The 21,483-nt window shown below is 58.9% G+C and carries 14 protein-coding genes; 6 read left to right on the plus strand and 8 right to left on the minus strand.

The window, feature by feature from the left end:
* The first annotated feature begins 20 nt into the window (after positions 1-20).
* The gene (gene putP / locus RYA97_RS00665; RefSeq protein ID WP_005731074.1) at positions 21-1,508 is read left to right on the plus strand and encodes a sodium/proline symporter PutP; all 1,488 of its coding nucleotides are present in this window, start codon (positions 21-23) and stop codon (positions 1,506-1,508) included.
* A gap of 98 nt (positions 1,509-1,606) precedes the next feature.
* On the opposite strand, the gene RYA97_RS00670 is transcribed toward putP, so the two are convergent.
* Positions 1,607-2,278, minus strand: coding sequence for a polysaccharide lyase family 7 protein (locus tag RYA97_RS00670; protein WP_005743045.1), 672 nt, complete (start codon positions 2,276-2,278; stop codon positions 1,607-1,609).
* A gap of 314 nt (positions 2,279-2,592) precedes the next feature.
* Here RYA97_RS00670 and RYA97_RS00675 point away from each other — a divergent pair, with 314 nt between their 5' ends.
* Both RYA97_RS00675 and RYA97_RS00680 read left to right on the plus strand, forming a co-directional pair.
* Positions 2,593-4,731, plus strand: coding sequence for an EAL domain-containing protein (locus tag RYA97_RS00675; protein ID WP_004654469.1), 2,139 nt, complete (start codon positions 2,593-2,595; stop codon positions 4,729-4,731).
* Between the two features lie 33 nt (positions 4,732-4,764).
* On the plus strand, positions 4,765-5,289 hold the full coding sequence (locus RYA97_RS00680) for a M48 family metallopeptidase (RefSeq protein WP_005731076.1): 525 nt from the start codon (positions 4,765-4,767) through the stop codon (positions 5,287-5,289).
* A gap of 16 nt (positions 5,290-5,305) precedes the next feature.
* Here the strand turns inward: RYA97_RS00680 and RYA97_RS00685 are convergent, their stop codons facing one another.
* Together RYA97_RS00685 and RYA97_RS00690 are read right to left on the minus strand one after the other, a co-directional pair.
* Positions 5,306-5,602, minus strand: a complete 297-nt coding sequence (locus RYA97_RS00685) for a helix-turn-helix domain-containing protein (protein WP_002551759.1) — start codon at positions 5,600-5,602, stop codon at positions 5,306-5,308.
* A 61-nt stretch (positions 5,603-5,663) separates the two neighbouring features.
* Entirely contained in the window at positions 5,664-6,122 is a 459-nt protein-coding gene (locus RYA97_RS00690) for a GNAT family N-acetyltransferase (RefSeq protein ID WP_002551760.1), read from the minus strand.
* A 227-nt stretch (positions 6,123-6,349) separates the two neighbouring features.
* Here RYA97_RS00690 and RYA97_RS00695 point away from each other — a divergent pair, with 227 nt between their 5' ends.
* Positions 6,350-7,105 (plus strand): substrate-binding periplasmic protein, encoded by a 756-nt coding sequence (locus RYA97_RS00695; RefSeq protein WP_117140128.1) that lies wholly within the window; start codon positions 6,350-6,352, stop codon positions 7,103-7,105.
* On the opposite strand, the gene yccS is transcribed toward RYA97_RS00695, so the two are convergent.
* The 5 genes from yccS to aceE all read right to left on the minus strand — a co-directional run bounded on the left by yccS (position 7,068) and on the right by aceE (position 16,976).
* The gene (yccS, locus tag RYA97_RS00700) at positions 7,068-9,266 is read right to left on the minus strand and encodes a YccS family putative transporter (protein WP_011167518.1); all 2,199 of its coding nucleotides are present in this window, start codon (positions 9,264-9,266) and stop codon (positions 7,068-7,070) included. The genes RYA97_RS00695 and yccS overlap by 38 nt on opposite strands.
* 123 nt (positions 9,267-9,389) lie before the next feature.
* Positions 9,390-10,568 (minus strand): NAD(P)/FAD-dependent oxidoreductase, encoded by a 1,179-nt coding sequence (locus RYA97_RS00705; protein ID WP_005778819.1) that lies wholly within the window; start codon positions 10,566-10,568, stop codon positions 9,390-9,392.
* Between the two features lie 296 nt (positions 10,569-10,864).
* On the minus strand, positions 10,865-12,244 hold the full coding sequence (dbpA, locus tag RYA97_RS00710) for an ATP-dependent RNA helicase DbpA (RefSeq protein ID WP_316891686.1): 1,380 nt from the start codon (positions 12,242-12,244) through the stop codon (positions 10,865-10,867).
* Between the two features lie 300 nt (positions 12,245-12,544).
* Complete coding sequence (gene aceF, locus RYA97_RS00715; protein WP_004666432.1) at positions 12,545-14,188, minus strand: dihydrolipoyllysine-residue acetyltransferase; 1,644 nt, start codon at positions 14,186-14,188, stop codon at positions 12,545-12,547.
* A gap of 142 nt (positions 14,189-14,330) precedes the next feature.
* Entirely contained in the window at positions 14,331-16,976 is a 2,646-nt protein-coding gene (gene aceE / locus RYA97_RS00720; protein ID WP_002551766.1) for a pyruvate dehydrogenase (acetyl-transferring), homodimeric type, read from the minus strand.
* 384 nt (positions 16,977-17,360) lie between these two features.
* Between aceE and glnE the strand changes: the two genes are divergently transcribed.
* The gene (gene glnE, locus RYA97_RS00725; RefSeq protein ID WP_004666430.1) at positions 17,361-20,318 is read left to right on the plus strand and encodes a bifunctional [glutamate--ammonia ligase]-adenylyl-L-tyrosine phosphorylase/[glutamate--ammonia-ligase] adenylyltransferase; all 2,958 of its coding nucleotides are present in this window, start codon (positions 17,361-17,363) and stop codon (positions 20,316-20,318) included.
* 129 nt (positions 20,319-20,447) lie between these two features.
* Entirely contained in the window at positions 20,448-21,482 is a 1,035-nt protein-coding gene (gene waaF / locus RYA97_RS00730; protein WP_002551768.1) for a lipopolysaccharide heptosyltransferase II, read from the plus strand.
* Position 21,483 lies beyond the last annotated feature (1 nt).

Genomic DNA, 21,483 nt, shown 5'->3' on the forward strand with positions numbered 1-21,483 from the left:
ACAATGCCAAGGCAGAACTCATGAGTGTCAGTAACCCTACCTTGATCACGTTTGTGATCTATATAGCGGCAATGGTCTTGATCGGCCTGATGGCCTATCGCTCTACCAACAACCTTTCGGATTACATCCTCGGCGGGCGCAGCCTGGGCAGCGTGGTAACAGCGCTTTCAGCAGGGGCCTCGGACATGAGCGGCTGGCTGTTGATGGGGTTGCCGGGGGCTATCTATATGTCCGGCCTGTCGGAAAGCTGGATCGCCATTGGTCTGATCATCGGCGCCTACCTGAACTGGCTGTTCGTGGCCGGTCGTCTGCGTGTGCAGACAGAGCACAACGGTGACGCGCTGACCCTGCCGGATTACTTCAGCAGCCGCTTCGAAGACAACAGCGGCCTGCTGCGCATCATCTCGGCCATCGTGATTCTGGTGTTCTTCACCATCTATTGCGCCTCGGGCATCGTTGCGGGCGCGCGTCTGTTTGAAAGCACCTTCGGCATGTCCTACGAAACCGCACTGTGGGCCGGCGCTGCGGCTACCATTGCGTACACCTTCGTCGGTGGTTTTCTGGCCGTGAGCTGGACCGACACCGTACAAGCCACGCTGATGATCTTCGCCCTCATCCTGACGCCGATCATCGTCCTGCTGGCAACAGGCGGGGTCGATACCACCTTCCTGGCCATTGAAGCGAAAGATCCGACCAGCTTCGACATGTTCAAGAACACGACCTTCATCGGCATCATTTCCCTGCTTGGCTGGGGACTGGGTTATTTCGGTCAGCCGCATATCCTGGCGCGCTTCATGGCGGCTGATTCGGTCAAGTCGATTGCCAGCGCCCGACGCATCTCCATGGCCTGGATGATCCTGTGCCTTGGCGGTACTGTGGCGGTAGGCTTCTTTGGTATCGCTTACTTCTCCGCGCACCCGGATGTGGCCGGGCCGGTGACCGAGAACCCGGAGCGGGTCTTCATCGAACTGGCCAAGCTGCTGTTCAATCCATGGATTGCCGGTGTATTGCTGTCGGCCATTCTGGCTGCGGTGATGAGTACGCTGAGTTGCCAGTTGCTGGTGTGCTCCAGCGCGCTGACCGAAGACTTCTACAAGGCTTATCTGCGCAAGGGGGCTTCGCAGCTTGAGTTGGTGTGGGTCGGGCGTGCGATGGTGTTGCTGATCGCTGTCATTGCCATTCTGCTGGCCGCCAATCCCGAGAATCGCGTACTGGGGCTGGTGAGCTATGCCTGGGCAGGGTTTGGCGCTGCATTCGGCCCTGTGGTGCTGATATCTGTGCTGTGGAAAGGCATGACGCGCAATGGTGCGCTGGCTGGGGTAATAGTCGGCGCTGCGACTGTCGTACTCTGGAAGCAGTTCAGTACCCTTGGCCTGTATGAAATCATCCCGGGTTTCATCCTTGCCAGCATTGCCATCGTGGTATTCAGTCTGATCGGCAAGCCTGCGTCCGCGTCCATGCAGACACGTTTCCTGGCGGCTGAGCAGGAGTTCAAAGCCAACCGCTGATAATGCTGCTTGAATAACCGATGAAATGAAAAGCGGCCCGCACTTTCTGCAAGTGCGGGCCGTTTTTTTGATCGTTTGATTCAAGGCCTGCGTGCGACTCAGCTCTTGTTGTGATCAATATCCAGATTATAGAACGTGGCCTTGCCGCCTTCCGAGGTATACCCGGTGTTGTCCTGGGTATAAACACCGGCTTTGAAATACAAAGGCTTGTCGCGCCAGGTCTCGCTGATGCGCTTGCTCCAGTCGGTGTCGTTGACACTGACAGTCAATTTTCCACCCTTGCTCAGGTGAATGACGTAACTGAATGTCTGATTGAGCTTCACACCTTCGACTATCTTATAGACCTTGCTTTCGTCGTCATCGAAACGATTGCGAACTTTCGCAACGATGTCTCCGGTCTTGGTGTCTTCCTTGTATTGATACTCGACTTTCAGAAGAGGCTCGGTGCTCTCGTAGGCATGTATCTGGCCGATCACGATCTTGCCGGAAGAGGGCACCTGATCGACTTCCAGTTTAGCGTTCAGATAGTTGTCCGCGTCGGGATATACCCAATTGTGCAGTGATCCATCTGACCATGTTTCCCGTAACTCGCTGCGCGAATATTTAGCGTTTTCGGTTTTGGTCCCGGTCACCGGAGACCAGAACACAATGGAGTCCGATTTTGATTTGAAGTATTTGCCGTCATAACCCTTAACAAGCTGAGCGGTGGTAATGGTTTTGGGGGGTGAGCCCACTGGAATGCTGAGTTGGTACGATCCGAGATCGATCATGTTCAATCCTTCCGCGCATGTCTGTTTGCTACCAAGGGGGGCCTCTAGCAAGAGGGTTTGAGCGAGTTTTATACGGATTGTAGGGCGATTTGTTAATTAAAAGTTGTCGAACCAATGACGTCAAAGTGCTGTCACTTTTCCTGCAGAGCAGAGTGTGCACGGCGTACAGGGAATGACCGTTAGTCGGGTAGATCGAACTTTGATGGTAGGGAAGGGGTGCCTTGCTTCTGCTTTTTGCGAGACGGGGCTAGAGTTATTCCAAAGTATGACGGTCGTCCTGAAACCCAGGCGTCATGCCCACATAGAGAAGCAGCATGGAACGCGTGCCAACACAGCCACACGATGGCTCTTCGGTTTTACTGGTTGTAGACGATTACCCGGAAAATCTGGTGACGATGTGCGCTGTTCTGCAAAGAACGGACTGGCATATTGTGACTGCGAGTTCAGGCATCGAAGCATTGACGGTACTTCTTGAGCAGGAAGTCGATCTGGTTCTGCTGGATGTGCAGATGCCGGGCATGGACGGCTTCGAAGTCGCCCGGCTAATGCGAGGCAGTCAGCGCACCCGTCTGACGCCGATTATCTTTCTCACGGCCAATGAGCAGACTCAGGATGCCGTGCAGAAGGGGTATGCGAATGGCGCGACGGATTACCTGTTCAAACCCTTCGACCCGAACGTTCTCAAGCCCAAGGTGCAGACCCTGCTTGAGCAGCAGCGTAACCGTCGTGCGCTGCAACAGCTCTCGCTGGAGCTTGAATCGGCCCGAGCGTTCAACGCGTCAGTGCTGGCCAACGTCGCCGAAGGCATTCTGGTCGTTGATGAGGCGGGCACCATCAGTTTTGCCAATCCCGCCATCTGCCAGTTGTTGAGCGCTTCGGTCGATCAACTGCGCGGTACGCAAGTGCTGGATTACATTATCGAACCGCAAGTGGGCGACTGGCTGGAGTCTGGCTTCTACAAGCACTATCGCAAGGCCGACACCTACCGGGTGCACGATGCCGTTCTGCGTACCGCACAAGGTACACAGTTGCCGGTTGCCTTGTCTTGCGCGGCGCTGCCTGCGGAGCAGAAGGCGATGGTGATGACGGTTCTGGATATGTCGGTAGTCCGTGATCTTTATCAGCAACTTGAAAAACAGGCCGTTACCGACGCTTTGACAGGCCTGCTCAATCGCCGCGGGCTTTATCAGGCCGTTGAAGGCATGCTCCTGCGAAAGGAGCAGACAGACAAATACCTGGTTGTGCTGTTCATGGACCTGGACGGCTTCAAGCAGATCAATGATGCGCTGGGTCATGACGCCGGTGATCAGGTATTGCTCTGGGTCGCCGAGCAGTTCAAGGACAGCATGCGCCCCTATGATGTTCTGGCGCGCATTGGCGGCGACGAATTCACGGTCGTGATCGATGGGCTTGATTACCCCGAACAGGCGGCCAAAATCGCCGAAAAGCTCATTGAACGGGTGTCGGGAAGACGCCAGGTCGACGGTGTCGATATCACCTTGGGTGCCAGTGTCGGTATTGCGACCTTTCCGGACTGCGGCTCGAATCTGGACGGTTTGCTGCGTGCGGCAGATATCGCCATGTACGAGGCCAAGCGTGCAGGGCGTCAGCAATACCGGTTCTACGACCAGAACATGAACGGACGCGCCCGCTCACGGCTGATGCTTGAGGAAAGCGTGCGCACGGCCATCGATGGCAAGGATTTTTCGGTGGTGTACCAGCCCCAGGTCCACGTTGCGGATGGCCGCCTGCGTGGTTTCGAAGCGTTGTTGCGCTGGCAGCATCCGGCGGTCGGCGAGGTACCTCCTGCACTGTTCATTCCCTTGCTTGAAGAGACCAGGTTGATCAACCGGCTAGGCAGCTGGATTTTCGATCAGGGTGCCGAACAGCGTCAGGCGTGGAGTCGGGTGTTTGCTGCCGATGTGGTACTGAGTGTCTGTGTCAGCCCCACGCAATTCTGCATGCCCAACCTGGCTTCGGAGCTGAAGCGTGCCATGGATCGCTTCGAGCTCAAACCAGGGCAGATCGAGGTGGAAATCACTGAAAGCTCTCTGGTGCATAACCTTACGCATAGCCATAAACAGCTGAAGTTGCTGCATGACGTCGGCGTGCGTATTGCGCTGGACGATTTCGGGACCGGCGAATGCTCGCTGTCGCACTTGCGCAATCTTCAGCTAGACACCTTGAAGCTGGACAGGCGTTTTGTCGCCAACATTGTCGAGTCCAGGCGCGAGGCGGCGATGGCCAGCAGCATCATCGACCTGAGTCGCAACCTCGATATGCTGGTTATTGCCGAAGGGGTCGAGACCCCCGAGCAATACCAGTGGCTGGCGGACAACGGCTGTCAGGTCATGCAGGGCTTTCTGATCGCGCATCCGATGGTGCCCGAAGACGCGCTGCGCTTCCCCGGGCACTTTGAGGTGGCAGGCTTGAGATCGAGTGGATTGCTGTAGAATGGCGTCTTTCGTCATCATGCAAAAGGCCCCATGACTGCCGCCAGCCATGCTCCGCTCAAATACCTGCAGGCCTATCCGCAGACCCTGCAGGATCAAGTGCATCAGTTGATTGCCCAGAACCGTCTGGCGGACTATCTGGAGCAGCGCTACCCTGAGCGTCATCAGATACAAAGCGACAAGGCTCTTTACGCCTACGCGCTGGCGCTCAAGCAGGATCACCTGCGCAACGCGCCGGCCATCAGGAAGGTGCTCTTCGATAGTCGCCTGGACCTGACCCATCGCGCGCTCGGGTTGCACACTAAAATATCCAGAGTGCAGGGCGGCAAGCTCAAGGCAAGCAATGAAATTCGGGTAGCCGCCTTGTTCAAGGAAGCCCCTGCACAATTCCTGAAGATGATCGTGGTTCATGAGCTCGCACATTTTCGCGAGTCAGACCACAACAAGGCGTTCTACCAGTTATGCGAGCACATGCTGCCCGGGTATCACCAGCTGGAATTCGACCTGCGCGTCTACCTGACCTATAACGAGCTGCAGGCTTCGAACGGCAAGCTTTAAGCTCGCAACTGCCCTGCTAGGGATACCCGAGCACGGCCTTGATGCTGTTCAGGTTGCGGGCGATCCATGTTTTGTCGATGGCGCCCCAGTTGCGAATACGGTAATTGCCTGCGTGATTGCGGGCACCTTCCTGCTGTTCGAATTCACACACGATGTCCAGATCGGAGAGCGCGCTGATGGTGTCCTGCGCGGTGCGGCGTGGCATGCCGGTCACGGCGGTCAGTTCGGGTACGCTGCTGGCGAGCTTCGAATCAATCAGGTACGCCACGTACAGGCGGCGATAGAAACTGCTTTTGGTCTTGCTGACCTCCATCGACGAATCCCTTTTCAATGCTTTCAATGTGCAGCTTGCAGCTCAAGGCGTGCAACTGCTCTTAGTCCAGATCGCGGCGCATGCCGATGTGGGGGATGTCGTCTTCCAGGTAGACCTCGCCCACCGGGTTGAAACCGTAGCGGCTGTAATAGCCTTGCAGGTGGGCTTGTGCCGACAGATAGATTGGCTGGTCAGGCCATTTGCGTTCGGCGTTTTCCAGAGCCTGTTCCATCAGTTCATGGCCAATGCCCCGGCTGCGAATCGAAGGGGCTGTCACGACTCGCCCAATAGTGACGTCGCCGCCCTGCTGGATAGGGTCCAGCAAGCGCAGGTAGGCGACCAGCTTGTCTTCCTGCCAGGCCATCAGGTGGCAGGTATCGCCCGTCAGGTCCTGCCCGTCCACGTCCAGATACACACATTGCTGCTCGACCACAAACACCTCGGCGCGCAGTTGCAGCACGGCATACAGCTGCTGGATGCTCAACTCGGTGTGATGTTTGCAGATCCATTTGATAGACATGTCGCAGACTCGCAGGGAAACCAGAAGCGAAGTCTAAACGTATCCGCCGACATTCCCAATAAACGCTGTCAACGATGTGCGTACAGCTTTACTGAGCATGTTCTTCTTCCGGCTTGTCTACTGACCGCTTCAGGTCTTCAATTAAAAGCTGCTGGCACTCTCATGAGTGATGGTTTTGCTGCCGATAGGATTAAATCGGGTATACCGCCCTTTTCAGGAACCTGAGCATGTCGCAGTGGCTTCGAGCGGTTGGGTTGCTGGTCTTTTTGCTGATGGCGCATGCCAGTGCAGCGGAGAAACTGCGCCTCGTCGCTGACCCTTGGCCACCTTTTACCGATGCGCTGCTGCTCAACGGCGGGCTTGCGACCGATATCGTCAATACGGCGTTACGCCGCGCCGGATACACCACCCTGTATGAGCAAGTGCCTTGGGCGCGGGCAATGCTGGGGTTGAGTGAAGGGCGGCACGATGTGCTGATCAACGCATGGTTCAGCGAAGATCGCACAAAAATTGGCCAGTTTTCAGCCGAATACTTGCTCAATCGCGTGCGCTTCATCAAACGCAGGGAATCGCCTATCGAGGTTCGGACCCATGAACAACTGCACAATTACAGGATTGCGGTTGTACGCGGTTATGCCTATTCCCCTGCGTTTGACGGCGACAGTCTGCTCAAGAAGGTCCCTGTACAAAACTTCTCCACAGCCGTACGCATGCTCGCTGCCGAACGTGTAGACCTGACACTGGAGGACGAATACGTCGCCCGCTATAACCTTGCGATGGAGCCAGAAGCGGTTCGCGACCGTGTCGAGTTTCTACCCGGCTCGTTGAGCAAGAACAGCCTGCATATTCTGGTCAGCCTGAAAAACCCTCAGCACGCAAAAATCGTCGCCGATTTTGATCGTGAAATTGTCGCCATGAAGGCCGACGGCACCTACGACGAGCTGTTCAGACTGCATGGGCTGCAACAGCCTCCGGAGCTTTGATCAGGTGGGCGGCAAGGGTGCGTAGCGGTGCCAGCTGGCGGCAGATCAAGGCTAGCTGAGCCTGTACCAGACGCTGGCTTTCGTCCATCTCTTCCGGCAGCTGTTCCAGTTGCGCGGCCAGTGCTTCCTCTGCGTCACTCTGTACGGCGACAGGTTTCTTCTCGGCCAGCCCTGCGGCGATTTCGTCGATACTGGCTGCCAGCGTAGCGCCGACGTTATCGATCAGGTGTTCGCGGACATCGCCAGGCAACTGTGTATCACGGTGCGCGCCGAGGCCGGAAAGGTAGCTCAGCAGCGTATGTGACAGGACCAGAAAGCGGAAACCGACATCGGCCTCCTTGCGGAAGTGACCGGGCTCCATAAGCATGTTTGCCAATGTGGTCGACAGCGCAGCGTCGGCATTGTGTGCGTTGCGTCGCGCCAGTCGATAGGCAAGGTCGTCACTCTTGCCCTTGGCGTACTGCTGCATGATCTGCCGCAGGTAAATGCTGTTGCAGGTCAGGGTGTTGGCCAGCACCTTGTTCAGGCGTCGTCCTTGCCAGTCCGGCAGGAACAGGAACACCGCGAGCCCGGCGATCAAGCTGCCCAGCAGCGTATCGAACAGCCGTGGCAGGAACAGCCCGTAACCGTCGCCGACCTGATTGAAACAGAACAGCACCATGACTGTGATGGCGGCGGTCGACAGGGTGTAGCGCGTGGTGCGATTGACGAAGAACACCACACCGGCCAACACCGCGCACATCGATTGCAGAATCGGACTGGTAACCAGATCGAACAGTACCCAGCCGACCGTCAGACCTATTGCCGTGCCAATGATCCGCTGGCCGAGTTTGCGTCGGGTGGCGCCGTAGCTCGGCTGGCAGACAAACACCGTGGTCAGGATGATCCAGTAGCCCTGTGACGGGTGAATCAGGTGCACCATCGCATAACCGATGGTCAGCGCCAGCGGCAGGCGCAGGGCGTGACGGAACAGCAGTGAGGTCGGCGTCATCTGCAAGCGCAGGCGGGTCCAGACATCCTTGAGGTTGCGCGGCGAGCGATCCAGCAGGCTGCTGTCGGTGGCATCGGCCACGGCGTCCGGGTTGCTGGCGTCGCTGATCAGGCGATCCAGTGTGCCGAGGTTGGCAGCCAGCGCGCGCAGCGAACGCAACAGGCCACGCCACGCAGGGTTGCTCTGGATGCGCAGGTGTTCCAGAGAGGCGTGCAGGTCCTCCATGGCTTCGGCGAAGCTTGGGTCGTATACGAATGGCTGACGCAACTGGATGGATTCCGACAGGGCCTGACAGGCAACGCCCTGTTGACGCAACAGGCGCTGGCAGCGGAACAGCACATCGCTGTGGAAAAAGGCGTCGGCCAGTGAGTTGTAGGGGTAGTGCGACGAGCTGGCGCGCTCGTGGATGTCCTGGGCGATGAAATACAGCTTCAGGTAGCGGCTGACTTTCGAACCGGGGCGGCCGCTGCCAACGCGGTGCAGGATGATTTCCTTGGTGGAGTTCAGCGCGGCGACCACTTTGCCATTCTGCTGCGCCAGTTCCAGACGACGGGCCTCTACATTGAGTGTGCGGATCGGCTCAAACAGCGTCGACTTGAGTTTCAGGTACTGCCCCAGCTCACGGAACAGCCGGGCCAGCGCCTGTTGCACCGGCTGGTTGGAAAACAGCATCTGCCACAGCACTGACAGCAGGCCATACCAGGCTGCACCCGCCACCAGCAGCATCGGCTCATGCCAGAAGTCCAGTACCTCACCGCCGCGCTGATCGACGCCGATCATGGTGTAGACCGAGAGGATCAGCGTGCCATAGGCAATCGCGCCATAGCGTTCGCCCAGCGCGCCGAGCATGGTCAGGCAGAAGCTGGCCAGCGCCAGCGAGCAGACAAACAGCCAGGGGTAGGGGAAGAGCAGTTCTACGGCGAGTGCGGCAACACTGAAGCACACCAGCGTCACGGCCAGAGCATTTAGCCGGCCTTGCCAGCTATCGTCAGTCTCTGCCAGTGCACAGGCAATAATCCCCAGAAACAGCGGGATCAGCAATGCCATCTCGTTTTGGTACCAGCACAGCGCCATGCTGCCGGTCAGTGCGATAAAGACTCGAACGCTATAGCTGAATTTATCCAGCGCCCACAATCGACGGAATGTATGACGGAGAGATTTCGATGCCATGGGTAAGCTGACGGCCCTGTTCGCAATTGATCAATTCTGCAGGAGGATATGTACAGACCAAACGACTGGCTGTACATCCGCTTGGCAAAATTTATACCGGTTTGCAGTGTCGTGCGCACTACGTCACACGTACTGCGCCGCTGCGTAGGCCGAGGCCCACGCCCACTGAAAGTTGAAGCCGCCCAGATGACCGCTCACGTCGAGTACTTCGCCGACGAAATAGAGGCCAGGGGATTTCAGCGACTCCATGGTCTTGGACGACACTTCACGGGTATCGATACCGCCCAGCGTCACTTCAGCAGTGCGATAACCCTCGGTGCCTGCCGGGACCACCTTCCAGCTCGCCAGTTTTTCGGCGATGTCGGACAGTTCGGCGTGGGTGTACTGCTTCATGGGCTTGGACACGAACCAGTGTTCGGCGATCAGGTTGGCCATCTTTTTGGTGAAAATCTCGCCCAGCAGGGTTTTCAACTCGCTGTTGGGACGCTCGGCCTGTTGCTGACTGAGCCAGGCGGGCACATCGTGATCGGGCAGCAGGTTGATTTCCACCGTGTCACCGGGCTGCCAGAACGAGGAGATCTGCAGGATCGCCGGGCCACTGAGGCCGCGATGTGTGAACAGGATGTTTTCGCGGAAGCTGGTGTCATTGCAACTGACCAGGCAATCCACCGATGTGCCCGAAAGCTCGGTGCACAGCTCCTTGAGCTGATCGGTGATGGTGAACGGCACCAGGCCTGCGCGGGTGGGCAGCAGCGTGTGGCCGAACTGCTTGCCGACCTGATAGCCAAAGCCGGTCGCGCCCAGCGTCGGGATCGACAGCCCGCCCGTGGCGATAACCAGCGCCTCGCAATTCAACGTGCCCAGCGTGGTTTGCAGGCTGTAGCCGGATTCGGTTTTGTCGATCTGCTGCACGGAAGTGTCCATGTGCAGGCTGACACCGGCCTGACGGCATTCCTCCAGGAGCATTTCCAGAATGTCGCTGGACTTGTTGTCGCAGAACAGCTGGCCGAGTTTTTTCTCGTGATACGGCACGCCATGTTTGGCGACCATCGCAATGAAATCCCACTGGGTGTAGCGCGCCAGCGCCGATTTGCAGAAGTGCGGGTTCTGCGACAGGAAATTGGCCGGCTCGGTGTACATGTTGGTGAAGTTGCAGCGTCCGCCGCCGGACATGAGGATCTTCTTGCCAGGTTTATTGGCGTGATCGATCAACATCACCCGGCGCCCGCGAGCGGCAGCGGTGAACGCACACATCAGACCAGCGGCGCCAGCGCCAATGATTACAACGTCGGTAACGGGCACAGCGTGTTTCCTCGATCTGTAGGTCACGATCGTTCCCATGCTCCGCGCTAAGCTATATACAAGCCTGTTTTTGATTCTGGCCGAAGGCCGTGGGAGCGGACCGGGCGACGCTTCGCTTGTTCGCGAAAGGGCCGGTATGTTCTCCGAAGATTTATCGTCTGAACTACCGTCTTCGCGAACAAGTTCGCTCCCACGCTCTACGGGCAGAGGCCTGAAAACCGCGTTTTCAGGACCTTCGGGGCCTGTATATGATGCTCGGCGCGGAGTGTAGGGACTATCAGGGTCAACTATAAACTTTACAAAATCCGCACGCGCAGTGACTTGCCTTTGATCTTGCCGTTGTTCAGACGCTCCAGTGCCTGCTTGGCCATGCTGCGTTCGACGGCGACGTACGCCTGGAAATCGAAGATCGCGATCTTGCCCACCTGAGTGCCCGCAATACCCGCTTCGCCGGTCAGCGCGCCAAGAATGTCGCCCGGGCGCAGTTTGTCCTTGCGACCCGAACCGATGCACAGCGTCGTCATGGTCGGTAGCAGTTTGCCGCCTTCCTTGACGCTTAGCTGATCGTACTGCTGCCAGTTCAACGGGGCTTTCTGCAATTCTTCGATAGCGCGGGCTCGCTGGCTTTCCGACGGTGCCACAAGGCTGACCGCGATGCCTTTTTCGCCTGCGCGACCGGTACGGCCTACGCGGTGAATGTGGATTTCCGAATCGCGCGCCAGCTCGACGTTGATCACCATGTCCAGTGCTTCGATGTCCAGACCGCGCGCGGCCACATCGGTGGCGACCAGTACCGAGGTGCTGCGGTTGGCGAACATCGCCAGTACCTGATCGCGGTCGCGCTGTTCCAGATCACCATGCAGACCGACGGCAGACATGCCTTTGGCGGTCAGGTGGTCGACCACTTCCTGAACCTGCTGCTTGGTGAAGCAGAACGCCACACAGGACGCTGGGCGGAAATGACCGAGTACCTTGACCACCGCTTCCAGACGCTGTTCCGGAGAGATTTCATAGAAAATCTGCTCGATCTGGCTGTCGGCGTGCAGCGCTTCGACTTTTACGGTCTGTGGGTCACGCATGAATTTCGACGACAGCTGCTTGATGCCGACCGGGTAGGTCGCGGAGAACAGCAGGGTCTGACGGCGTTGCGGGGTCTGCTCGATGATGTCGGCGATGGCGTCGTAGAAACCCATGTCCAGCATGCGGTCGGCTTCATCGAGAATCAGCGTGTTCAGGCCGTCCAGCACCAGCGAACCCTTGCGCAAATGTTGCTGAATACGCCCAGGCGTACCGACGATGATATGCGCGCCGTGCTCCAGCGAGCCGATCTGCGGGCCGAAAGACACGCCGCCGCAGAGGGTCAGCACCTTGATGTTGTCTTCCGAGCGCGCCAGGCGGCGGATTTCCTTGGCCACCTGATCCGCCAGTTCGCGGGTCGGGCACATGACCAGTGCCTGGCAACCGAAGAACCGCGGGTTGATCGGGTTGAGCAGGCCGATACCGAACGCAGCGGTCTTGCCGCTGCCGGTCTTGGCTTGCGCGATCAGGTCCATGCCCTTGAGGATCACCGGCAGGCTCTGCGCCTGAATCGGTGTCATTTCGGCGTAACCAAGCGACTCCAGGTTAGCCAGCATGGCAGCAGACAGGGGCAGAGAATTGAAAGCGGTGTTAGTCACGACGGTGAACCTGCAAAACAAAAATGTCGCGTAGTGTATCACCCGCCAGTCAGACCTGGCACCGCGATAAAGGTCGTGGGAGCGAGCTTGCTCGCGAAGGGGCCCGTACAAGCCCCGAAGATGGGTCGTGAGCAATGCGGATCGCCGCCCCGGTCACTCCCACAGAATCCAGCAATGAGCGCGGAGCGTGGGCGCGAGAGTCAGGCAAAAAAATCCCCGCTGGAAGGCGGGGTTGAGGTTCGAGCGTGGCAGCTCGCAAAGATGTATAGCAAGGCCCGTCCGGGGACGGGCCTGCCTGGCTTACAGCAGGATTGTGCGGATATCCGCCAGCAATTCGCTCAAGCGCTTGGTGAAGCGGGCGGCAGCTGCACCGTTGATCACGCGGTGATCGTAGGACAGCGACAGCGGCAGCATCAGTTTTGGCTGGAAGGCTTTGCCGTCCCAGACTGGCTGGATGGTGGCCTTGGAAACTCCGAGGATTGCCACTTCCGGCGCGTTGACGATCGGCGTGAAGCCGGTGCCGCCAATGTGGCCGAGGCTGGAGATGGTGAAGCACGCGCCCTGCATGTCGTTTGCAGTCAGCTTTTTGTTACGTGCCTTTTCAGCCAGTGCTGCGGCTTCAGCGGCCAGCTGCAACAGGCTCTTCTGATCGACGTCGCGGATAACCGGTACCAGCAGGCCATCCGGGGTGTCCACGGCAAAGCCGATGTGCACGTACTTCTTGCGGATCACAGCCTTGCCGCTTGGTGCCAGCGAGGCGTTGAAGTCCGGCAGCTCCTTGAGCAAGTGGGCGCAGGACTTGAGCAGCAGAGGCAGAACGGTCAGCTTGACGCCAGCCTTCTCGGCAGCGCCTTTCTGCGCAACACGGAAAGCTTCCAGGTCGGTAATGTCGGCCTGGTCGAATTGCGTGACGTGCGGAATGTTCAGCCAGCTGCGGTGCAGACCCGAAGCGCCGAGTTGCATCAGGCGCGTCATCGGTACTTCTTCGATCTCGCCGAAACGGCTGAAATCGACTTCCGGGATCGGCGGAATGCCCGAGCCGCCGCTTGCGCCGCCAGCCGGAGCGTCCTTGGCCTTCTGCATCATGGTCTTGACGTAAACCTGAACGTCTTCTTTCAGCACGCGGCCGTGTGGGCCGGTGGCGCTGACCGCGCTCAGCTCGACGCCGAACTCGCGTGCCAGCTGACGAACAGCCGGGCCTGCGTGAACCTTGGCGCCGTCTTTGGCCGGTGCAGCCGGAGCAGGTGCTGCTTCGGCTTTCGGCGCTGGAGCAGCGGCCGGTGCAGCCGCTTCAGCCTTGGCAGGAGCGGCAGCCGGTGCGCTGGCAGCAGGTGCCGCAGCTGCGGCGGGCGCTGCGCCTTCGACTTTCAGTTTGAGGATCAGGTCGCCGGTACCGACTTCCTGGTCCAGCTTGACTTCGATGCTCTCGACAACGCCTGCTGCCGGAGATGGGATCTCCATGCTGGCCTTGTCGGATTCCAGGGTGATCAACGACTGATCAGCCTGAATGGAGTCACCAACCTTGACCATCAGCTCGATGATTTTGGCCTTGCCCGACGAGCCGATGTCCGGCACGTGGATGTCCTGAACGCTGGCGCTGGCTGCCGGAGCAGGCGCAGCGGCAGGTGCCGGTGCAGCTTCAGCCGGTTTTTCGGCAGCAGCTGGGGCCGCGGCAGGTTCGGCTGCGGGGGCAGGAGCGGCAGCCGCTTCGCCTTCCACTTCCAGCTCGAACAGCTCGTCGCCTTCTTTCAGGCGGTCGCCCAGCTTGACCTTCATGGCCTTGATGACGCCAGCCTTGGGAGCAGGGATTTCCATGCTCGCCTTGTCTGATTCCAGCGTCAGAATGCTCTGGTCGGCTTCGATGCGATCACCGACCTTGACCATCAATTCAATGACTTCGCCTTCACCGTTGCCGATGTCGGGTACACGAATTAACTCACTCACTATGTCTCTCCTTAGGAGAACCTGTTCACTCACCAATACGCTGGTTCAGTTACAACGAAACAGCGTTGGATGCTCATTTACGGTAGGTAAATTCCGCATCCTCGGCTGTTTACGCTCTGATCAGCGCTCTTGAAGCAGACTCTTAGCAGTCCAGTGGATTGCGTTTTTCAGGATCGATGCCGAACTTGGCGATGGCTTCCGCCACCACTTTAGGTTCGATATCGCCACGATCCGCCAAAGCTTCCAGGGCTGCCAGCACAACGAAGTGACGATCGACTTCAAAGAAGTGACGCAGCTTCTTGCGGCTGTCGCTACGGCCGAAACCGTCGGTGCCCAGGACTTTATACTCCTTGGTTGGAACCCACTGACGAATCTGGTCAGCGAACAGCTTCATGTAATCCGTCGATGCAATGACCGGGCCTTTGCGACCGTTGAGGCACTGCTCAACATAGCTCAGTTCCGGCTTCTGGCCAGGGTGCAGGCGGTTGTTACGCTCTACCGCCAGACCGTCGCGACGCAGTTCGTTGAAGCTGGTAACGCTCCAGACGTCAGCGCCGATGTTGAACTCGTCACGGAGAATCTTCGCCGCTTCGCGAACTTCACGCAGGATGGTGCCCGAGCCCAGCAACTGGACGTGGTGCGCCGCTTCCCTGGTGTCTTCTTCGAGCAGGTACATGCCCTTGACGATGCCTTCTTCCGCACCGGCCGGCATGGCTGGCTGGGTGTAGGACTCGTTCATCACGGTCAGGTAGTAGAAAACGTCCTGCTGCTCTTCGAACATCCGGCGCATGCCGTCCTGGATGATCACTGCCAGTTCGTAACCGTAAGTCGGGTCGAAGGTGCGGCAGTTCGGGATGGTCGACGCCAGAATGTGGCTGTGACCGTCTTCGTGCTGCAGGCCTTCGCCGTTCAGCGTGGTACGGCCGGCGGTGCCGCCGATCAGGAAACCACGGGTGCGGCTGTCGCCAGCAGCCCATGCCAGGTCGCCGATACGCTGGAAACCGAACATCGAGTAGAAGATGTAGAACGGAATCATCGGCTGGTTGTGGCTGGAATACGAAGTACCGGCAGCGATGAAGGAGGACATGGCGCCCGCTTCGTTGATGCCTTCTTCGAGAATCTGGCCTTTCTTGTCTTCGCGATAGAACATTACCTGTTCTTTATCGACTGGCTCGTAGAGCTGGCCGACCGACGAGTAGATGCCCAGCTGGCGGAACATGCCTTCCATACCGAAGGTACGGGCTTCGTCCGGGATGATCGGCACGATGCGCTGACCGACTTCCTTGTCCTTGACCAGCTGCGCCAGGATGCGCACGAAAGCCATGGTGGTGGAAATTTCACGATCGCCCGAACCGTCAAGGATGGCCTTGAGGGTATCGAGTGGCGGCGTCGGCAGGCTGAAGCTCTGCGCGCGGCGCTGAGGTACGAAGCCACCCAGCGCAGCACGACGCTCGCTCAGGTAACGGGCTTCGGCGCTGCCTTCTTCCGGCTTGTAGAACGGCAGGGCTTCGAGTTCGGAGTCCTTGACCGGGATGTCGAAACGGTCACGGAAGTGACGCAGGCTGTCGACATCAACCTTCTTGGTGTTGTGTGCAGTGTTTTTCGCTTCGCCGGCGCCGGTGCCATAACCTTTGATGGTCTTGGCCAGAACCACGGTTGGTTGACCCTTGTGGTTGACGGCTTCGTGGTAGGCCGCATAAACCTTGTACGGATCGTGGCCACCACGGTTGAGTTTCCAGATCTCGTCGTCGGACAGATCGGCAACCATTGCCTTGAGTTCAGGCGAGTTGAAGAAGTGCTCGCGGACGAACGCGCCGTCCTTGGCCTTGTAGTTCTGGTATTCGCCGTCGATGACTTCGTCCATACGACGTTGCAGGATACCGTCGACGTCCTTGGCCAGCAGCGGGTCCCAGAAACGGCCCCAGATGACTTTGGTGACGTTCCACTGAGCACCACGGAACACGCCTTCGAGTTCCTGGATGATCTTGGCGTTGCCGCGAACCGGACCGTCGAGGCGCTGCAGGTTGCAGTTGACGACGAAGATCAGGTTGTCGAGCTTCTCGCGACCGGCCAGAGCGATGGCGCCCAGGGATTCCGGCTCGTCGGTCTCGCCGTCACCCAGGAAGCACCAGACTTTCTGCTTGCCTTCCGGGATGTAACCGCGGTGTTCCAGGTACTTCATGAAGCGTGCCTGGTAGATCGCCTGGATCGGGCCAAGGCCCATCGATACAGTCGGGAACTGCCAGAAATCCTTCATCAGCCACGGGTGTGGGTAAGACGACAGGCCATTGCCGTCGACTTCCTGGCGGAAGTTGTTCATCTGGTCTTCGGTGATACGGCCTTCGAGGAACGCACGGGCATAGACGCCTGGCGATGCGTGACCCTGGAAGTAGATCAGGTCGCCGCCGTGTTCGTCGGTCGGGGCCTGGAAGAAGTAGTTGAAGCCGATGTCGTACAGCGTGGCGCTGGAGGCGAAGCTGGAGATGTGGCCGCCCAGATCCGGGTCGTTCAGGTTGGTTTTGACGACCATTGCCAATGCGTTCCAGCGCACCAGCGAGCGAATGCGGCGTTCCATGAACAGGTCGCCAGGCATGCGTGCTTCGTGGGTGACAGGAATCGTGTTGCGGTATGGCGTAGTGATGGCGTACGGCAGCTGCGAACCACTACGGGTGGCCAGCTCGCCCAAACGGGTCATCAGGTAGTGAGCGCGGTCTTCGCCTTCTTTGTCGAGAACCGATTCCAGGGCGTCCAGCCATTCCTGGGTTTCGACGGGATCGAGGTCTTGCATGGCTTGCTCCAGGGCGGAAAGGCTTCCAGAATCGGTTGCCTGAGTTTGCGACTGGCCTTGTGGGCAGACGACATAAATTCTTGGATTACCGGAGGGTGGGATCCGGCGGCGTGTAGTTTTACTACAAATCGACGACGATTTCAGCCCTCCGAGTATCGGACCCAGTAGTAAAACTACAGAGAAGCGACTCAATCGCTCCTGTTGTCTTGTAACTTAAAACGTTACTGTTGATTGCTATTGAATATCTTGCAGGGAAAAAGCGGATTTTTATGCTTCTAATTTGATTTTTCCAGCAATTTATAACCTTTGTTCGACAAGCGGTGCTGGCAGACGTGTCTTGCCGTCATGACAGACGGGCGTTTGCACGCCGATCAAGGATAGACCATGAGCCTACCTTTACTGGCTGAATTTCCGGCCATTCTGCTGCCATTGATTACCCGTGCCCGCCAGACTTTCCAGGCCGCGCTCACTGCTTTGTCGGAGGACGCGCTGGCGTCTTTCGAGGCCTGGCCGGAAGCGCGCCGCAAGGCGTTCGACCGGGTTTGCGCCGCCAGTGATTTTGTCACCGAGCAAGTTTGCCGTGACCCACAGATGCTCCTGCAACTGGCCGATTCGGGCGAGCTGGAGCGTAGCCTCTCTGCCGGCCAATTGCGCGGTCAGATTGCCGATGCCCTGTCGAGCGCCACCAGTGATGACGAGCTGGGGCGTAATCTACGTCGGCAGCGCGCACGCCAGCAAGTGCGAATCATCTGGCGCGATCTGACCCGTCAGGCAGATCTGATCGAAACCTGCCGTGATCTATCGGAAATGGCCGATGCTTCGATCGACCTGGCCTACCAATGGCTGTATCCACGGCACTGCGAGCAGTTCGGCACACCGACCGGTCGTCACTCTGGGCAGCCGCAGCACATGGTCATTCTGGGCATGGGCAAACTCGGCGCGGTCGAACTGAACCTTTCGTCGGACATTGACCTGATCTTTGCCTACCCGGAGGGTGGCGAGACGCTGGGCACCAAGCGTGCGCTGGATAACCAGGAGTTTTTCATTCGCCTGGGGCAGCGGCTGATCAAGGCTCTGGACCCGGTAACCGTCGATGGTTTCGTGTTCCGGGTCGACATGCGCCTGCGGCCCTACGGTTCTTCCGGGGCGCTGGTGCTCAGCTTCAACGCGCTGGAGCAGTATTACCAGGATCAGGGCCGGGACTGGGAACGTTACGCGATGATCAAGGCACGAGTGGTCGGCGGCGATCAGACCGCAGGTGCCGAGCTGCTGGATATGTTGCGCCCGTTTGTGTATCGCCGTTACCTGGACTTCTCGGCCATTGAAGCGCTGCGCACCATGAAGCAGCTGATTCAGCAGGAAGTGAAGCGCAAGGGCATGGCGGAAAACATCAAGCTCGGTGCGGGGGGGATTCGCGAAGTCGAGTTTATCGCCCAGGCGTTCCAGCTGATCCACGGTGGCCGCGACCTGAGCCTGCAACAGCGCCCGCTGTTCAAAGTGCTGAAAACCCTTGAAGGGCAGGGTTATCTGCCTTCGGCGGTGACTGAAGAGCTGCGCGAGGGTTATGAGTTTTTGCGTTACACCGAGCACGCCATTCAGGCGATTGCCGACCGTCAGACGCAAATGTTGCCGGACAACGATCAGGATCAGGCACGCATTGCCCTGATCATGGGCTTTGCCGACTGGGTCAGTTTTCACGAGCGCCTTATGTACTGGCGCAGTCGGGTGTCCTGGCATTTCCGTCAGGTCATCGCCGACCCCGATTCGGATCCCGACGACGAGCAGCAGGACGACAGTGAAGTCGCGGTGGGTGGCGAGTGGCTGCCCCTGTGGGAAGAGTCCCAGGACGAGGAAGCCGCGGGTCGCCAGCTGTTGCAGGCCGGTTTCGTCGATGCCGAAAAGGCACTGAAGAATCTGGCCAGCCTGCGCAGCAGTCCCAACCTGCGTTCGATGCAGCGTCTGAGTCGTGAGCGGCTGGATGCGTTCATCCCTCGGTTGCTGGCTCAGGCGGTAGAGCATGAGAAGCCCGACCTGGTGCTGGAGCGTGTGCTGCCGCTGGTAGAAGCGGTCGCCCGGCGCTCGGCGTATCTGGTGTTGCTGACCGAAAACCCCGATGCATTACGACAACTGTTGACCCTGTGCGCTGCCAGCCCATGGATTGCGGAGCAGATCGCACGCTTCCCGCTGCTGCTCGATGAGCTGCTCAATGAAGGTCGCCTGTTCAATCCGCCGTTGGCACCAGAGCTGGCGGCCGAGCTTCGTGAACGACTGATTCGTATCCCGGAGGACGACCTTGAGCAGCAGATGGAAGCCTTGCGGCATTTCAAGCTGGCGCACAGTCTGCGCGTTGCGGCGTCCGAGATATCCGGCAGCCTGCCATTGATGAAAGTCAGTGATTACCTGACCTGGCTGGCCGAGGCGATTCTCGATCAGGTGCTCGCTCTGGCTTGGCGCTACAGCGTGGCCCGGCACGGTACGCCTTTACGTCCGGACGGCACGTTGTGCGATCCGGGCTTCGTGATCGTCGGCTACGGCAAGGTCGGCGGCATCGAGCTGGGGCACGGCTCCGATCTGGATCTGGTGTTCATTCATGATGGCGATCTGGAGGCCGAGACCGACGGTGCCAAACCGATCGACACCGCGCAGTTCTTCACTCGTCTGGGGCAGCGGGTGATCCATTTGCTGACCACGCAAACCAACTCCGGTCAGTTGTATGACGTCGACATGCGCCTGCGGCCGTCGGGTGCATCCGGCCTGCTGGTCAGTTCGCTGGGGGCCTTCGCCCGTTATCAGGCCAATGAAGCCTGGACCTGGGAGCATCAGGCGCTGGTGCGTGCGCGGGTTATGACCGGCAGTCGCGATGTTGGCGAGCAGTTCGAAAAAGTCCGTGCCGATGTGCTGGGGCGCGAGCGTGATCTGGGCAAGCTGCGCGCAGAGGTCAGCGAGATGCGCGGCAAGATGCGCGACAACCTCGGCACCCGCGTGACAGCAGCCGGAAGGGCGGCCAATGCCTTCGAGGCGTCGGTGCCGTTCGACCTCAAGCAGGACGCCGGAGGTATCGTCGATATCGAATTTATGGTGCAATACGCCGCCTTGGCGTGGTCCAGAGAGCATCCTGCGCTGCTGCAATACACCGACAACATACGGATTCTCGAAGGGCTTGAGGACGCCGGACTGTTGCCTGACACGGACGCCGGCCTGTTGCGCGAAGCCTACAAGGCGTACCGCTCGGCAGCGCATCGTCAGGCTTTGCAGAAGCAGGCGGGCGTGGTCAGCGGCGATCAGTTTCATGCCCAGCGGCGTGAGGTGATGCGGATCTGGACGCAGATGGGGTTGAGCTGAGCCGCGCGGCAACGCCATATTCCGCTGCAACACTATATAAAGCTATGACAGGGAGGCGACAGGTTGTGTGGGAATGTCACGCAGTCTGATCGGCCTCCCTGATCGTTTCTGGTCGTTTTTGGATAGAACATGAAAATTCTGATCGTTGGGCCTAGCTGGGTCGGTGACATGGTGATGGCACAAACGCTGTTCCAGTGTCTGAAACAGCGTCATCCCGAGTGCGAAATCGACGTGCTGGCCCCTGAATGGAGCCGTCCGATACTGGAACGCATGCCGCAGGTTCGTGCTGCGCTCAGTTTCCCGCTGGGTCACGGCGCCCTCGAGCTGGCGACCCGTCGCCGGATCGGCAAGTCCCTGGCTGGCCAATACGATCAGGCTATCCTGCTGCCCAACTCGCTGAAATCCGCTTTGGTGCCCTTTTTTGCCGGTATACCGAAGCGTACCGGCTGGCGCGGTGAATTCCGCTATGGCCTGCTCAATGACGTGCGCACCCTCGACAAACAGCGCTATCCGCTGATGATCGAGCGTTTCATGGCTTTGGCATTCGACAAGAGCACCGAGTTGCCGCGTCCTTATCCCAAGCCCAGCCTGCGCATCGACACCGCGACTCGCGATGCGGCATTGAGCAAGTTCGGGCTGACCCTCGATCGTCCGGTGCTGGCACTATGCCCAGGTGCAGAGTTCGGCGAGTCCAAGCGCTGGCCTGCCGAGCATTACGCACAAGTCGCCGACGCCAGCATTCGCGAAGGCTGGCAAGTCTGGCTGTTCGGCTCGAAAAAGGATCACCCGGTCGGCGAGAGTATTCGCCAGGAACTGATTCCCGGTCTGCGTGAGGAGTCGGTCAACCTCAGTGGTGAAACCTCGCTGGCCGAAGCCATCGACCTGCTCTCGTGTGCCGACGCGGTGGTGTCCAACGATTCCGGCCTGATGCATGTGGCCGCAGCGCTGAACCGCCCGCTGGTGGCCGTCTACGGTTCGACCTCGCCGGGCTTCACGCCACCGCTGGCCGACGCAGTGGAAGTGGTGCGCCTGGGTATCGAGTGCAGCCCGTGCTTTGAGCGTACCTGCCGTTTCGGCCATTACAACTGTATGCGTCTGCTTGAACCGGACGCCGTGATTCAGGCGCTGAGCCGCCTGAACAGCACGCCGGTGGAGGTCGCCTGAT

It is taken from the genome of Pseudomonas syringae group sp. 26L6, from assembly GCF_032587815.1.
Classification (GTDB): Bacteria; Pseudomonadota; Gammaproteobacteria; order Pseudomonadales; family Pseudomonadaceae; genus Aquipseudomonas; species Aquipseudomonas amygdali.